The following is a 15,814-nucleotide window of genomic DNA, read 5'->3' on the forward strand; positions in this document are numbered from 1 at the left end:
ACGGCACGTCAGGGCGAGGGGCTGACCTGGACGGTGGTCAGGGCCCCGCCGGCCGCCTCCTTCACCACCGCGATCCGGGTCCCGGTGTCGGGCACCTTCACGCCCACCTGCGGCAGTTCGGCGTTCCAGTACGTGCCGCGGCGGTCGTCGAAGACCGCGACCCCGGGGCGTGCCGGGACCAGCGTCGGTGCCCCCGCCTTGTGCAGCACGATCTCGTCGCTCGCACGCAGCGAGAACGGTGCGTCGAAGGTCTGCGCCCGGGCGTTGAACAGGGTGCCGTCCGCGAACCGCAGCGGTTCCGGGCGGGCGTCGACCGGCAGCAGCATGCCGCCGCCCGGGTGCGCCTTGGTGGTGTTGTCGCTGTAGGCGGTGTCCCAGAGCCAGATCAGCACGCCCTGCTGGTACGGGTAGAACTCCACCGTGTCGTTGCCGAAGCCGAAGTGGTACGGGCCGGTCCTGAGGTAGTTCCCGTAGCCGGTGTAGCGGCGGTTCTCCACCAGGTACGCGCGCGGGTGCTCCGCGGTGCCCGTACGGCCCTGCGTGCGCGACCACTTCACCGCGCTCCAGCCGTTCGCGCCCTGCTCCGCCCCGTCGCGCAGCAGCGTGGCCCCGCCCGCCGTGACGGTGAGGTCGTCGAAGGTGACGCCCTTGCCGTGGGTGTTGCTGTCGGAGGTCACCCGCAGCCGCAGCTGCACGCTCCGGCCCGCGAACGCGTCCAGCGGGACCGCCAGTTCGCTCCAGCCGGCCGAGGTACCGGAGACCCCCTTCGCGGGGATCGCCGTACCGCCGACCGTGCCCGGCAGGGCGGACCAGGTGGTGCCGCCGTCCGTGGAGGCCTCCACGGTCAGGAAGTCGAAGTCCTGCTCGATGTCGTACCAGAGACGGGCGCCGAGCCGGACCGGGCCCGCGTCCGGCGCGTGGCCGGTCAGGTCGAGGGTGCGGGTCAGGGTGTTGTCCATGAAGTCGCCGGTGCCGCTCCACCACTGGGCCGCGCCCTCGTACGGATCGGTCAGATCGGTACGGGTCACCGACGGCGGCAGGTGCACCAGCAGGGCCTGCGGATCCTCGGTGTTGTAGCCGGAGACGCCGAGCACGGCGCGCGTCCTGCGGCCCGCGTCGGCCTCGGTGTACTCCAGCCAGCCCAGTTGCAGCTTGCTCCACGGGTCGAGGTCGCCGGGGTGGTCGCCGGTGGTGTTCGGGCCCTTGCCGAGGTAGGAGGCCGAGGACATCAGCGACCAGAAGTTGACGCTGTTGTCGCCGTCGGAGCTGTAGAGGTCCGGCAGCCCGAGGTCGTGCCCGAACTCATGGGCGAACAGGCCGACTCCGCTGTTCTCGCCGCCGGTCAGGTAGTCGCCGGCCCAGATGCCGGAGTCCCCGACGGGCGTGCCGCCCGCCTTGTTGCCCTCAGGGCCCGCGCTGCCGGCCTGGTTCCAGTACGCGAACCAGCGGTGCGCCCACACGGCGTCCTTGCCCTGGTCGCCGCCGCCCCAGGTCTGGTCCTTGCCGGCGTGCACGACGACGAGGTGGTCGAGGTAGCCGTCCGGTTCGTCGAAGTTGCCGTCGTGGTCGGCGTCGTAGCGGTCCCACACGTCGTACTCGGCGAGCTGGGCCTTGATCTGCTCGGGGGTGCGGCCCCGGGCGCGCTCGGTGTGGTACCAGGCGTTGGTGGCGTCGCGCACCATGTCCCAGTTGGTGCGGCACTGGCCGGGCTCGGAGCAGTTGTCCGTCCCGTAGCGGGCCTCGTTCCAGGGCAGCCGCACCCAGTCGCTGACGTAGCCGTCCATGTCGTAGCGGCCGGAGGACTGGAGCCGGTAGTAGTTGCGCAGGGTGACGGCGCCGGGGTCGGTGCCGAAGAACTGCTTCTGGTAGTAGGCCTGGCTGAAGTCCTTGCGCCACAGGGTGTGGTTGTCGCTCTTCGCCGGCTTGGCGATGGTGTTGTGGCGGGGCCCGGGCGTGCCGCCGAAGCGCGGCTTGCCCTCGAACTCGGTCGTCGTGTCCACCTGGTCGCCGAACTCGGCGAGGATCACGAAGACCTTGTCCTTGCGCTCCTGGGCGAGTTCGACGTACCGCTTGCCGACCTTGGCCGCGCGGGGGAGGGTGCCGTCCGCCTCGGCGCGGGTGCTGCCGGCGGCGACGCCCTCGAGGGCCTGGCGGCGCAGGCTCTGGCGCTGGAGTTCGAGCGGGGCGGGCGGCGGGGCGGCGGCGAGTTCGGGGGCCCGCTGCCCGGCGGCGGGCGGGGGCGGGGCGGTGGCGGCGAGGGCGGGGGCGGCCAGGAGGGCGAGGGATATCGCCGCTCCCACCGCTGCGAGTCTGCGCAACGTGACGGACCTTTCCATGAGTTCGGGGAACGTCCCGGGGCCGGGAGGTTCGGGCGTGCGGTCGAAGCGCAGGTAATATTTCACATGTCACAGGTGACGGCTAGGGTGGTGCGCGAAAACGGAAGCGGCCGCGGCGCGCAGGGCGCCGTGGCCGCTTCCGGCTACGGAGATCACGGATCGTCAGGTGGCCCACCGGCCCCCGTACGCCGCATCAGGCGGGCGGCGGCGCGACGGGCATGTCCTCCTCGTCGAGGACCACGAGCTGGGCCTCCACCGGGTCGGTCAGTTCGGTGATGCGCAGGGCCTGACGCTCCGTCATGGCCTGGAAGACCTGGCGGGCGGTACGGCCGTTGCCGAACCGGGCGTCGCGGGGGACCGCGTCGAAGTGCTCGCCGAGCCGCACGCGGGCCCCTTCGCTCAGTTCGTAACGGTGGCGCTGCGCGTGGTGCTCCACGATGCGGACCAGCTCGGCCGAGCTGTAGTCGGCGAAGACCAGGCTCCGCGTGAAGCGGGAGGCCAGGCCGGGGTTGGAGGAGACGAACCGCTCCATGTCCCCGGGATATCCGGCGGCGATGACGACCACCTCGTCACGGTGGTCCTCCATGAGCTTGACCAGGGTGGCCACCGCCTCCAGGCCGAAGTCGTTGGACACCCCGGCCGGCACCAGCGCGTACGCCTCGTCGATGAACAGCACACCGCCGCGGGCCCGGTTGAAGGACTCGGCGGTCTTCGGGCCGGTGTGGCCCACGTACTCGCCGACCAGCGCGCTGCGGTCGACCTCCACCAGATGGCCGCGCTCCAGCAGGCCCAGCGCCTTGAGCAGCCTGCCGTAGAGCCGGGCCACCGTCGTCTTGCCGGTGCCCGGGTTCCCCGCGAAGACCAGGTGCCGGCTCAGCGGCGGTGCGGGCAGGCCCGCCTGCTGGCGCAGCCGCACCGTCTGCATCAGCTTCACCATGCCGCCGACGTCCCGCTTGACCCCGTCGAGACCGACCAGCTCGTCCAGTTCGGCGAGCAGTTCCTCCAGCGTCTCGGGGGCGGGCTCGGGCTCGCCCAGGTCGGCGAGTTCGGCGGGGTCGGAGCCGGCGGACAGCGCGGAGAAGCCGCCCGGCCGGGCGGAGTCGGGGGCGGGGTCGGGGCGGCCGGCGGACGGGGCCGGGCCGGTACCCGGCGCGGGACCGGTGGCGGTGACGGGGGGCAGGGCCGGGTTCTTGACCCGGACCGAGACGCAGTCCTCGAAGACCGGCGCCGCGCCCTCGGCCAGCGCGACGTCCTGCGAGCAGTCCAGCACCCGGCAGCCGGTGAAACGGGGCGTGGCCGCCCTGCCGATGTGCAGGGCGGGGAAGTTCCCGCCGGCGAGGTCGCAGTGGTCGAACGTGCCGCCCGCGCCCGGCGCGAACAGGATGCCGTTCTTGGCCGCCCCCTCGATCCGCAGGCCCCGTACGCTGGGCTCGGCGTCGCCCGCCACGACCATGCCGCTGCCGCCGGCCGCCTCGATCGCGCAGCCCTCCATGGTGAGCAGGGCCCCGCTGTCCAGCACCACGCCTGCGCTGCCGGTGGCCCCGATCCGGACGCCCGCCAAGGTGGTGCGGGCCTTGGGGCCGATCTCGACGCCCGCCTTGCGCGGGCCGGTCACCGTGGTGCCCCGTACGGCGGCGGCCGCCGTGGAGCGCAGCCGCAGCCCGGTCTCGCCGCGCTCGACACGGCCGCCGGTGAGGTCCAGCCGGGCCCGGCCGTCGGTGTGCACGCCGCATACGGCGGCGTCGGCGAACGTGGTGTCGGTGACGTCGGCGTGGGCGGTGCCGGTCACCGTCAGCGCGTGCTCCCCGCTGACACCGATCCGGCAGCCGGTCAGCGCGGCGCCCGCCCCGTCGCCGACCCGTACGGCCGCGGCCCCCGTACGGGCGATCAGCGTGTCGCCGGCCAGGGCGGTGGCCTCGCCCGCCACGACCAGGCCGTGGCCGGCCGGGCCGAGGATCCAGCAGCCGTGCACCGTGAGCCGGGCGGAGCCGTACCCGGCCAGCGCGTCGGTCCCGGCCCCGGTGATCCGGCAGTCGGCCAGGCCGACGCTCGCCGAGCCGTCGGCGCGGACACCGCCCCGGGCCGGATCGCTGATCCGGCACTCCTCCAGCAGGGCCTCGGCCTCGTCCTCGATGAGCAGTCCGTGGCGGCCGGGCCCGGCCAGGTGGGCGTCGCGCAGCAGCACCCGGGAGGAGCCGCGGGCGCGCAGGCACGAGCCGGCGGTGCCGGTGACGCGCAGGCGCTCGCCCAGCAGGACCGCGCTGCCGCCCAGCGCCACCCCGAGCCCGTCGACGGTGTCGACGACGGTGTCCTCCAGGCGGGCGCGGGCATCGCCCTCCAGGTGTACGGCGGCGTGCCGGGCGTCGTGCAGCCGGCTGCGGCGGACCAGCAGGACGCCGCCTCCGACCGGGTCGCGCAGGGCGCCGGCGAGGGTGTCGGCGAAGGTGAGTGCCGCGTTGTCGGCCGCCGCGGCCTCCTGACGGGAGCCGAGCACGTCGATCCTGCCCACGCCGAGATCGCACTCGGTCAGGGTCAGTCCGGCCGCGTCGGCGACCCGTACGGCGGCCTCGGCGGGGTCGCAGCCGCGCAGATCCAGCCCGTACAGCTCGCAGCCGGGGGCGGTGACGGTGAGCAGCGGACCGCCGGGGGAGCGCAGGTGCACGGTTCCGGATCCGAACTCCGGCTCCAGCAGCACCCGGCGCTCCAGGCGCAGGGACTCGGTGTAGACGCCGGGCGCGATGGTGATCACGGCGCCGGGCGGGGCCGCGGCGAGGGCGGAGGCGATGGTGCGGTGGCCGCCCCAGCCCTTGGCGGCGACGCGCAGGGGCGGGGCGGCGGCGGGGGCCGCGCTGTGCGCGCCGGCGCTGGTCGTCATGGGGTGGGGGCTCCCGTCGGCAAGAGGTCGGGGTCGATCAGGAGGACGGGGCCGGAACCGGTGCTGCTCGGGATGAAGAACCAGCCGGGCTGGAACCGGTCGCGGAGCCAGGGCCCCAGGTAGGCGGCGGCGATGTACTTGTCCATGATCTTGCCGAGGGCCGGGACGAGGAAGATGTCGACCACGCCCGAGCGGTGGTACCAGCGCCCCGCGAGGTTGAAGTGGACGACCTCACGGGCCGGCAGGACGGTGGTGCCGAGGATGAGGTTGCCGAGCGAGCGCATCGCGCCGGCGATCAGGGCATCGGTGCCGCGCAGGTGGACCAGTTCACCCGTGACGTTCTTGGCGCCGAAGATCGCGGCGGTGGAGGCGCCGTCGGCGAGTCCGCCCAGCACGCCGGACACGTTGGCGACGGCGATCTCGTAGCCGACGGTGCGCCAGCGGCCGACCCGCTCCGGGCCCGCCCACTCGCCGCCCCAGTCGTCGTCGATGGGGTGGCGCTGGTAGGGGTATCCGTAGTCGATGTAACTGAGGCCGTTCTTCCACGGGGTGCCTCGGCCGTAGGACTGGTGCGCGGCGATGAGCAGGCTCGTCATGCCCGCGCTGAGGGAGGACCTGTAGGCGGCCTTGGCGACCTCCGTACCGGTGAGCGCGTTTCCGGTGAGCGAGGCCACGGCCAGGTTCGCGGCGAAGTCGACGACGAATTCGTGACCCCCTTGCAGGGCGATCTGTTGTACCGCCTTGACGATGAACGGCCGGTACGTGGACTCGCCGCCCACGGCGGGGCCGAACTCCCAGCGGTTGGGGTCCTTCAGCATCCGGAAGTATCCGCGGTACTGGGCGGCCCAGTCGACGTAGTCGGTCTCGCGGCCGACCAGGGTGAGCTTGCCGCTGAAGGCGTCGCTCTTGTAGACGTAGCCGGAGGGGGCCCGTTCGGTCAGCAGGTTCGTGCCGGAGGGGCCGTACTGGCGCCAGTGCTTCTGCCAGGTCTCGCTCTCCAGGTAGGTGCCGTTGGAGAGCAGCTTCTTCTCGCGGACGACGACGCCGGTGTCGAACTCCTTCCAGACGTGCGGGTTGAAGGTCCCGCCCGGTTCCGCCACGAACTCGCGGATACGGAAGGGCTTGTCGCCGAACCAGTTCTGGAACCATCCGGCGTCGGGCTTGGGCGGGATCTCCTGGACCTTCATGCCGCCGAGGCTGACGACCTGGTCGGACCAGCGGGCGTCCTTCCGCCAGCCGGGAAGCACGTTGCCGTTGACATCGATCCACACCCGGACCTGGTCGCCCGGGCCGGTGCCGAACTGCTTGATGTTGCCGTGCACGTCGACCTTGCGCCAGTGCCAGACCTCGGTGCCGTTGGCTTCCCGGCTGACCCTCCAGGCCTGGACGGTGGTGCCGTCGGCGAGCAGCTGGTGGTCCCGCAGCAGCTGCATGCCGTCGGACTTCGGGGTGAAGTCCCGGTAGGACTCGCGGTCCCAGCCGTACGGGTTGATGTCGCGGCCGTGGGCGGTGAGCCGGGGTCCTCCGATGACGTCGGGGGTCGCCACGTCGGACCAGCTCATCCGGCCCGTGCTCGGACCGTGCCCCTTGATGATCATGACGCCCTCGCTGTTGGGCGTGGGCCAGGTGTCGCGCCGGGCGTGCACGTAACCGTGGTGGTCGTACCTGGTCAAGTCACCGTTGCCCATGTGGTGGTTCTGGCGGAAGGTGACGAGGCCGTCGCCCTGCTGTTCGGCGGGCCGGATTTCAGGCTTCGGCCGGTACTCGATGACCTGGCCGTCGTTGAGTCCGATGCGGGTGACGTGCCAGGTCTTTCCGGCGTTCGGGGTGTACCAGTCGCCGTCGTCGAGGTTGGTGGTGAACCGGTCCTGCCACTTGATCCGGCCCATGTCGACGTTGGACGGGGCGTCGAAGTCGGCGGGGTTGAAGGTGCGGTGGCCCTGGAGTGCGCCCTTCCCCTCGGACCAGGGCAGATAGCCCTGCACGGCGGGCACCAGGTGGCCGTCGGCCCCCTGGGGCAGTTTGACGTTGCCGACGGTCAGGGTGTTGCCGTGGAGCAGCGCGCGGGTCTCGGCGACGATGTGGCCGTTCTTCGCGATGTCCGTCAGGCCGCCGTTCTGGGTGAGCAGGCGGATGCCGTGGGAGAGGTCACCCAGGGCGGCGCCGGCCCCCGACGTGATGCGCCACTCGTGGAGCTGGGTCAGGCTGTCGTGCTTGAACCAGGGCACCTTGGAGAGATCGGTGTGCCGCCACCCGCCGCTGAGGAACCACCGGTACCGGGTCGGCGGGCGCTGCTCCGCCATCCGCTGGACCGCCATGACATCGCCGTTCTCCAGCACCTTGACGCTGTCGATCTCCTTGCCGTGCGTGGAGAACGACACCGAGGTCTCCTTGGGGAGACCGTCGGCGCCGATCTCCCGCTGGAAGAGCCTTCGTACGTCGTGGACGTTGAACTGGAAACGGCCGAACTTCTCGTGGATGACGACGGTCTCGCCGGTGAAGGGGTGCTTCATGGTGTCGGTGAACCCGCGCACCTGTCCCCAGGTGCGCTCGCCCTGGGCGATCAGCTTGAAGTCGGCGTCGTAGCGGAACCAGGTGCCCTTGCCCAGGCTTTGGGTGATGGCGCCGCGGTCGGTGGTGCCGATGACATGGCCGCCGTCCGGGAGCTTCTGGAAGTGCATGACGCGGCGGACGCCACTGGTGTCCGCCGAGTCGAAGTAGGAACGGTAGCTCTCGCCCCAGTGCCGGGTGCCGTGCCGGACGCTGTTGCCCGCCGGGTCGAACTCGTACCACACCCCGCGCTGGTTCGTCATGGAGAACCCGGCGATGTTGGCGCTGGCGGCGGACTGGAAGGCGCCGAGGGTGTTGCCGTTGGGCAGCGGCCGCTGCTCGAAGACGGTGATGCCGGAGTGGGTGGTCAGGCGGATCCGGCCGTTCTCCAGGCCCTTGGTGTCGATCACGCCGCCCTCGAACCACTTGGAGACGGGCGGGCCGCCGGCCGGGGCGTCGTCGCCGGTGCGGATCAGCGCCCAGGTGTTCTCGGCATGGCCGCCCGCGCCGTGGTGCGCGACGTGGTAGAGCTCCAGGTGCTGATCGGGCTTGATCTCGCCCTTGTGGATGACGTTGATCCGCTGGATCTCCAGGGTGCCGTCGGGCCCGTACTGCTTGAACTCGCCTTGCCGCAGGCCCCCGAACCCGTCGAGCCGGATGCCGCCGCCGAGTGTTGGGGTGAACGTCTCGCCGTGGACGACGCCCAGGTTGCCGTCGAGGAAGCGGAACCCGCCCGGGGTGGGGTCGAAGAACCGGGTCAGCGACGGGTTGGCGGGATACGCGGCGTCGCCGAGCCGGACGAGCCGGAACGGGTCGGCGTACGGCGTGCTGATCGTGAAGAGGTTGCCGCCGATCGGATTGCCGACGACGTCGAGCCGGCCGCCCCCGTCGAACATCCGGAACTCGCCGTTCGAACCCGCGACGTGGTAGCCGTGGCCCGGGCGCGGGTTGACGGTGACGCCGGCGATCGGGTCGAGGTTGTGGTCGAGGCTGCCCAGCGTGCCCGTCGAGTACAGCCCGATGTAGTGCGGCGGCTGGGCGTCGTCGACAGGGTCGAGCGGGAGGGCGCGGAACTGGAACCGGCCGTCCGCGGCGCCGTGGACACGGATCGAGCCGGGGCTGTCGACCCGGATGCTGCCGTTGGGGAGGAGGGTGAGCGTGTCGTCGGGGAGGTCGGCGCCGGCCGCGTCCTTGAGGTGGGGGTGCGGCGGCGTTCCGGCCGCTCCGGTCGGCTGGAAGACGTAGTGTCCGGTGCCGCCGCCCGCCTCGCCCCGCAGTTCGACGACGGTGTGGGTGTGGACGCCGCGGGTGTCGACCACGAAGTGGCCGTCGGTGTGCTGGACGCGGAACCCGCCGTCGGGCAGGCCGGTCTGCGTGACGGCCTGGCTCCCGGGCAGCGGCTGGAGGTCGGGCCGCAGGATGCTGATGCCGCCGCCCGCGTCGGTCCGGATGACATGGCCGTCGAGGGCGCCGCCGGTGACCGGCACGTCGGTGTGCAGGAGGACGCCGCCACCGGTGTCGAAGACCCGGATGGTGCCGTGGGCGTCGGTGATCCGGTACTCGTCGCCGGCCCGCTGGACGGTGATGGTGTCGTCGACGCCGCCGCCCACGTCGCGCGGGTGCGGCGCGGGCGTGTCCGGCGTGCCGGCCGGGGTGAAGACGTACTGCATGGCGGCCGGGACGCCCACCCCGTACAGGGGGACCACGTCGTGCGTGTGGACGCCGGCCGGATCGACCGCGATGTGCTGCCCTCCGTGCTGGATCCGGAAGCCGTCCGGGCCCTGCGCGGTGACGGTGGCGCCGTCGATCGCGGTGCCGTTCCCGCGCACCAGCTGCGGGGCGGCGCCGCTGCCGGGCGTGTCCCGTACGAAGGCGCCGCCGGGGGGTACGTGGCCCAGCCCGGTGATGGCGACGCCCTCGTGGGAGAACGCGCCGTCGAGGGTGTGCACGGAGAACCGGTGGTGCCCGAGGTCCACGTGGAGGGTGCCGTCCACGTGGGTGACCTGCCCCGCGGCGGGGTCGACGGCGCCGTCGGCCTGGCGCAGTTGCGGGACGGGGGTGTGCGGGGTGCCGACGGGGGTGAAGACGAAGTGCCCGTCGGCCGGGACGTGCGGGCCGTGCAGGCTGACCACGTTGTGCGTGTGGACGCCGGCCGCGTCGACGGCGATGTGCTGCCCGCCGCTGTTGATCCGGAAGCCGCCGCCCGCCTGGGCGTGGACGCCGACGCCGTCGATCACGCCGCCGTCGGCGTGTACGAGCCGGGGGGCGCCGCCGGGCGCGTCCGGGATCCGTACGAACGCGGCCCCGGCGCCGCCGGGCAGGGTGACGGCGGGTACGGGAAGCGCGTGGTGCGAGAAGGTGCCGTCGGCCCGGTACACGCCGATCTGCGGGGCGGGGACGGCGCCGGGGGCCGGGGTGGGGTTCACGTGGAACACCTCGCCGTGGGGCGTGACCGTGCCCAGCCCGGTCATGCCGTCGGCGCCGGTGAGCCGCGGGGCGGGCAGCGGACCGGCGCCGGCCGCGCCGGCCGCGCCAGCACCGGCACCGGCGGTACCGGCCGGGGTGCCCGCCGGGGTGAGCACGTGCAGGCCGTTCGGCAGCCCGTCGGGGCCCTTCAGCGCAATGCCGGTGTGGGTCTGGATGCCGGTGGCGGGGTTGTACAGGTGGAAGCCGGAGCCGTTCGCGGCCGGGATGTTCAGGCCGGCGCCGTTCATCAGGACGGGACGTCCGCCGGTGGGCAGGACGGCGTCACCGGCTCCGAGGAGCCGGATGCTGCCGACGGAGCGGTCGGGGTTCAGGTGGAGGCTGACCGTCGAACCGCCCAGGGCGCCGTCATTGAGCTGGAAGCGCCGCTCGCTGCCGACGAGCGTGGTGCCGGCCGTGTCGGCGGTGAAATCCCAGCGGAGCACTTCGACACCGGGGACGGCGGTGTGCTCGACCCGGACGATGTCCGCGCCCGCGGGGCCCGCGCCGCGAACGTGCTGGACGTCGACCGGGTGCCCGCCGGGCATGCCCCGTACGTCCGTGATGACACCGGCCGCGTCGGTCCGGACGTGGGCGAAGGTGTTGCTCAGGCCCGGCAGGGTCACCACGTGCAGGACCGGAGGCGCCGCCGCCGGGACCGGGCCGCCGCCACCCGCGGCGCCCGCGCCACCCGCGGCGCCCGGCGTCGGCGGCACGTGGCCGCCCCCGGCGAGCTCCAGGAAGTGGGCGTAGCTCGGGCCCGCGGCCGTGCCCGTCAGGCCGCCGCCTGTCCCGGTACCGGTCCCGGGCTGCGGGAGCGGCTGCAGTTCTAGGGCGCTGCCGGCCGGGCCGCCCCCGGTGACGTGCGGGTCGATGACCTGGTCGTCGATCAGGGCGTGCCCGGCCCCCGAGCTGAGCGCGTAGTCGAGGCGGCGCACGCTGCCGTCGGCGCGGATGTGCTCGACCCGCAGCACGTCCTGGCCGGCGACCTGGACGTGCCGGGTGTCGAGCGTTCCGGCGAGGCCCTGCGGGGTGTCCACCTCGATGTCGACCTGGTTGCCGCTCTGGAGGCCGGGCGCCACCCGGACCTCCACCCCGGGCAGGTCGGGCAGGTTGGTGAAGGTGTGCTGGAAGTCGAGGACCACGGTGTGGTTGACGAACACCCGGGGGTTGCTGAAGGCCGCGGCGTGGACCGAGGCGATCGAGTCCGCGAGGTGGCTGCCGGCCCGCGGGGCGAAGGCGGCGCCGCCCAGTGCGGCCAGGCTGACCGTGCCCGTGTGGGCGGCCGGCAGGTCCACCTGGCCGATCCCCAGCGCGCCCGTCCGAGGTGCGCCGAGCTCCCCGAGCCGGCCCTGGGGCAGGGAGGACAGGTCGCCGAGGTTCGCGTGCGCGCCGGACACGGAGACCTGGCCCGGCTGTGCGCCGGGTACGGAGGCATCGCCGAGGTTCGCGTTCGCCCCGGGCACGGAGATCTGGCCTGCCTGTGCACCCGGCACGGAGGTGTCGCCGAGATGCGCGCCCGGCCCGGACACCTGGCCCGGCTGCACGCCCGGTACGGAGGTGTCGCCGAGGTGCGCGTTCGCCCCGGGCACGGAGACCTCGCCGAGGTGCGCGCCGACCTGTGGTGCGGAGATCTCGCCGACGCCCAGGCCGCCGGGCGTGACGCCGAGCTGGGGAGTGGCGACGCTCAGCGAGGGCAGGTTCACCTGGCCCAGCTGGACCTCGCCGACCTGTCCGAGGCCGCCCACCGCGGGCAGGTCCACGAGCTGGGCGTCGACGCCCGGGAGCGGGGTGGAGATCTGCCCGATCCCGCCCCCGCCCACCGCGCCCAGGGAGGGCACGCTGACGTGGCCGAGGGAGGGCAGCGACGGCGTGGACACGTTCACGGGCACGAGCGCCCCGGTGATGCTGGTCAGCTCCGGTGCGGTGACGGTGGTCGCCGGCAGCGCCCCCACGGAGGTGCCGAGCTGCGGCATGTCGATCTGGGTGTGCACCGGCATCGACGGGGGGATCGAGCCGAGACCGGGAAGCTGGACCGTGGTCCCGTTGACGCCGATCGAGGTCACGGACCCGAGCGCGGGCAGGTTCGCCGCGCCGCCGCCCGCCCCGAGCGGGGTCACCGGCCCCAGCGTGGGCAACTGGAAGGTGCCGCCGGTGCCGCCCGTGCCCAGCGACGCCAGGTCGACGAGCCGGGCGTCGATCGACGGCAGGTCCAGGCGGCCGATGGAGCCGAGCCCGCCCGCCGCCCCGAGGTGGACGTCGAGGCCCTGCGGGGTGATCACGGAGAGGCCGGGCGGCGGACCGGAGAACAGCCCGGACGGGCTGAAACCGTGCCAGTCGCCCATCCCGGGGCCCCCCGAGCCGAAGGGATTGCCGGTCGGCGAGAACGTGAAGCCGTCGGTGCGGATCAGGCCGGAGCCGCCGACGGCGCCGCCCTCCCCGAAGAAGTGGGAACCGGCCCCCGCGGCGCCCGAGATCTTGCCGAGGTCGCCGATGAACTTGCCGTTGATGAAGGCGCCGTGGATGTACTTGCCGAGGAGACCGCGCTCGTAGAAGCCGATCTTGATGGCGAGGCCGATGCCCTGGCCCATCTCGTCGGCGGCCACCGGCAGGATCAGGCGCAGGCCCTTCCAGCCGCTGAGCCCGCCGGCGATGGTGGTGATGCCGGCCTTGATGCCGTTCAGCCCGACGATGAAGCTGCGGACCCCGAAGAAGGTCCCGGCACCGGCGATGTTGATCACCGCGAGGTCGGTGGCGACCGGGATGAACCCCCACGCCCGCCCGCTGCCGCCCATGAAGTGGCCGGCCTGGAGCCCCCGGGCGTCGAACTTCAGCCCGGTGAACACACCGGCCCGCACCCAGGTGAACGTCCCGCTCATGACGTCGCCGATGTGCAGACCGTTCCGGATGAACAGGCCGAAGGAGTTGGGGCCGCCGAGCACCAGGTTCTTGAAGCCCGTGAACGCCTTGGTGCTGAAGCCCTTCAGCGCGCCCCAGGCCGCGGTGATGTTCAGGCCCTTGGTGGTGGGGGCGATGACACCGACGATGGAGAGGACCAGATCGGTGACGGACGCGTCGCCGTTGTGGAAGTCGATCGCCGTCTTGATCATGAGGCTCATGTTGAGGGCGAAGGCGACCAGGGCCAGGGTGCCGCCCGTGAAGATGGCCGGGATGATCAGGATGATCGCGATGTAGGTGAGGACCTTCCAGACCTCCGCGCAGTCGTCCACGGGCGAGGAGATCGAGCTCGCGGCTTCGGAGAGCGCGGTGGCGGCGGTGGAGGCGGCGGCCTCGAAGGTCGCCTGGGCCGCCTGGGCCGCCTTCTTGTGGGTCTCCCGCCCGTCCTTGTCGTCCTCCTTCAGCGCCTTCGCCGCGGTCAGCGCCTCCTCCGTCTTGCGCTGCTGCTCGCGCATGACGCCGGCGTAGGTCTGCATGGTGGTGCGGAAGGTCTCGTGGGCCTTCTTGAAGGTGGTGACGAAGCCGCGGATCCGGGTGTTGATCTTCCCTCGTATGGCGTCCGCGGTCTTGCCCTTGAAGGCGTTGGAGGAGGTGTTCAGAACCTCGTCGAGCCCGCCCTCGATGGTCTTCGCCAGCTCGATCAGCGCCAACTGGGAGGCGATGATCCGGTCGATCTCGTCCGGGTCGCCCGGGGTCGGGTCCTCGGTCATGCCGAGGGCGGACCAGTCGGTGGGTCGGGCCATGAACGGCCACCCCCTTCGTCGTACGGCGCCTGCCCCTACCTCCTCTACGCACCGGCCCCTCCACCGGTTCACCGCCGAACTCATCTTTCCTGGCGCCCGGTTGAACCGGAAGGAGCCGCGGAGCGTAGACGAATTGAAGGACCACCAGGGAAGGAGGCGGAACGTGGAGGAGAAGACCCCGGACTTCGCCATCGACTACGGGTTGCTGAACAAGGTCCAGCAAAAGCTCCGGGACATGGCCGAGCAGGCCAACTCGGGAAGCGGCAGCGGTTCGTACCGCGACATGGGCGAGGCCCTGGCCAGTGAGCGCCGCAGGGTCCTCGGGACGTACGACATGTCCGCCGAGTTCAACTACTTCTACACCACCTCCAAGAACCGCCAGGGACAGGCCAAGGACGGCCTCAACAAGCTCGCCGACCTCTTCAAGGGCGTGTCCAACGCCTGGTTCGAGGCGGATTCCCAACTCGCGGCGGGCGCCGGCCTGATGACCAAGTCGCTGGGCCTGGAGGAATGGAAGGACAAGAAGAAGGCCTACGACAAGTGGGTGTCGGACCGGGACAAGTGGGAGGCGTACCTGAAGAAGATCGGTGCGTCCGAGTACTTCCGGGACAACCCCAACGCCAGCATCTCCACGGTGTGCAGCGGCGACGGTCAGCCCGGCTGGTGCAAGGCGTGGCGGGAGGACAAGGATCCGCCCAAGCCCCCCGGCCCGCAGCCGCCCAAGCCCTCGGACACCCCGCCCCTGCACTACCGCCAGGAGACCTCGTCGGGCTCGATCGACGTCAAGCTCGAAGTCGACAAGGACAACAACATCATGAAGGAGACCTCGACCGTCACGGCGCACGGCCAGACGTACACCTCGACGACGGAGTACAAGGGGGCGCCGGAGATGGTCACGCCGCCGGGCGGCGGGAAGCCGTTCGACGCGCGCGACTACACGATCACCACCAAGGGGGCGGACGGCTCGACCAGCGTCTCGTCGGTCGTGATCAACACCGACGGCTCGGGGACGATGAAGGTCACCGAGGGCGACAAGGTCACGGAGTACACGCGTTCCGGGCCGACCGCCCAGTGGGTGAAGGTGCAGAAGGACGAGGGCAGCAGCGGGCCCACCAACGGCTCCTGACCCGCACGTACCGCCCGAACACCGCGAACGACCGGAAGGAACACCCCGCATGGTTGCCAACATCCGCCTGTCCTACTCCGAGATCGACAGGGTGGCAGGCCTGCTGAACACGAGCGTCGACGTCACGCTCGTACCCCGCATGACCGAGGCGAAGAAGGAGGTGGACGCCCTCCTGAAGAACGCCCTGGTCCTGGAGAAGACCAGCCCGGCGCTCACGCAGCAGTACGAGAAGTTCAACACCGGGCTGATCCAGGCGACGGAGGCCATCAAGGGCTTCGCCAAGCAGTTCCAGGCGATCAAGGAGTCCGTGCAGAAGATGGACGGCGAAATGGCGAGCCAGGTCAACAGCAACGGCTGACCGGAGACGGCAGCGGAGAGGGGCATCACCATGCCGGTCGGTACCGACGACGTCGTATTCGACTTCGACCAGATCCAAAAGGGCTGCGCCAACATGGCCACCAAGCTGTCCGACATCGCGAAGGAGCTGGCCAACCTGGAGGGCTACGTCAGCGGGCTCCTCCAGAACGGCCTGGTCTTCGAGAAGGCCAGCCCGGCGATGCGGGACGCCTACGGCGAGTTCAGCCGCCAGATGAAGGATTCGGCGGCGAACATCAAGACGTTCGCAGAGACGTTCAAGAAGATCGCCGACGGGATGGCGCAGTCCGACAGCGAGCTCGCCATCGCGATCAGGAAGGCCCAGGCCGAGATGGCGGCGGGGGCGGGCGGGGCGAGGAAGTAGGCGGCAGGCCGCAGCCCCTCACCG

At 72.0% G+C, this 15,814-nt stretch carries 6 protein-coding genes; 3 read left to right on the plus strand and 3 right to left on the minus strand.

Features of this window, described 5'->3' with window-relative positions; translation table 11 throughout:
• Positions 1-8: 8 nt before the first annotated feature.
• The 3 genes from ACZ6KO_RS01795 to ACZ6KO_RS01805 form a co-directional block, all read right to left on the minus strand.
• Positions 9-2,318, minus strand: coding sequence for an immune inhibitor A domain-containing protein (locus tag ACZ6KO_RS01795; RefSeq protein WP_469298719.1), 2,310 nt, complete (start codon positions 2,316-2,318; stop codon positions 9-11).
• A 211-nt stretch (positions 2,319-2,529) separates the two neighbouring features.
• Entirely contained in the window at positions 2,530-5,211 is a 2,682-nt protein-coding gene (locus ACZ6KO_RS01800; protein WP_469298722.1) for a right-handed parallel beta-helix repeat-containing protein, read from the minus strand.
• Entirely contained in the window at positions 5,208-13,925 is an 8,718-nt protein-coding gene (locus ACZ6KO_RS01805) for a hypothetical protein (protein ID WP_469298724.1), read from the minus strand. The genes ACZ6KO_RS01800 and ACZ6KO_RS01805 overlap by 4 nt, the downstream gene beginning before the upstream one ends.
• A gap of 163 nt (positions 13,926-14,088) precedes the next feature.
• On the opposite strand from ACZ6KO_RS01805, the gene ACZ6KO_RS01810 reads away from it, so the two are divergent.
• From ACZ6KO_RS01810 to ACZ6KO_RS01820, 3 genes are read left to right on the plus strand one after another with little or no spacing between them, the layout of a single operon-like run.
• Complete coding sequence (locus tag ACZ6KO_RS01810) at positions 14,089-15,051, plus strand: serine/arginine repetitive matrix protein 2 (protein ID WP_469298726.1); 963 nt, start codon at positions 14,089-14,091, stop codon at positions 15,049-15,051.
• Positions 15,052-15,100: 49 nt separating this feature from the next.
• Positions 15,101-15,409, plus strand: a complete 309-nt coding sequence (locus ACZ6KO_RS01815; RefSeq protein ID WP_401455258.1) for a hypothetical protein — start codon at positions 15,101-15,103, stop codon at positions 15,407-15,409.
• A 30-nt stretch (positions 15,410-15,439) separates the two neighbouring features.
• The gene (locus tag ACZ6KO_RS01820; protein ID WP_469298728.1) at positions 15,440-15,790 is read left to right on the plus strand and encodes a WXG100 family type VII secretion target; all 351 of its coding nucleotides are present in this window, start codon (positions 15,440-15,442) and stop codon (positions 15,788-15,790) included.
• Positions 15,791-15,814 lie beyond the last annotated feature (24 nt).

The sequence above is a fragment of the Streptomyces sp. NPDC042102 genome (genome assembly GCF_055582305.1).

Coding starts and splice junctions, on each gene's coding strand:
- ACZ6KO_RS01805 (WP_469298724.1), bottom strand. CDS start 13,925: ATGGCCCGACCCACCGACTGGTCCGCCCTCGGCATGACCGAGGACCCG.
- ACZ6KO_RS01815 (WP_401455258.1), top strand. CDS start 15,101: ATGGTTGCCAACATCCGCCTGTCCTACTCCGAGATCGACAGGGTGGCA.
- ACZ6KO_RS01800 (WP_469298722.1), bottom strand. CDS start 5,211: ATGACGACCAGCGCCGGCGCGCACAGCGCGGCCCCCGCCGCCGCCCCG.
- ACZ6KO_RS01820 (WP_469298728.1), top strand. CDS start 15,440: ATGCCGGTCGGTACCGACGACGTCGTATTCGACTTCGACCAGATCCAA.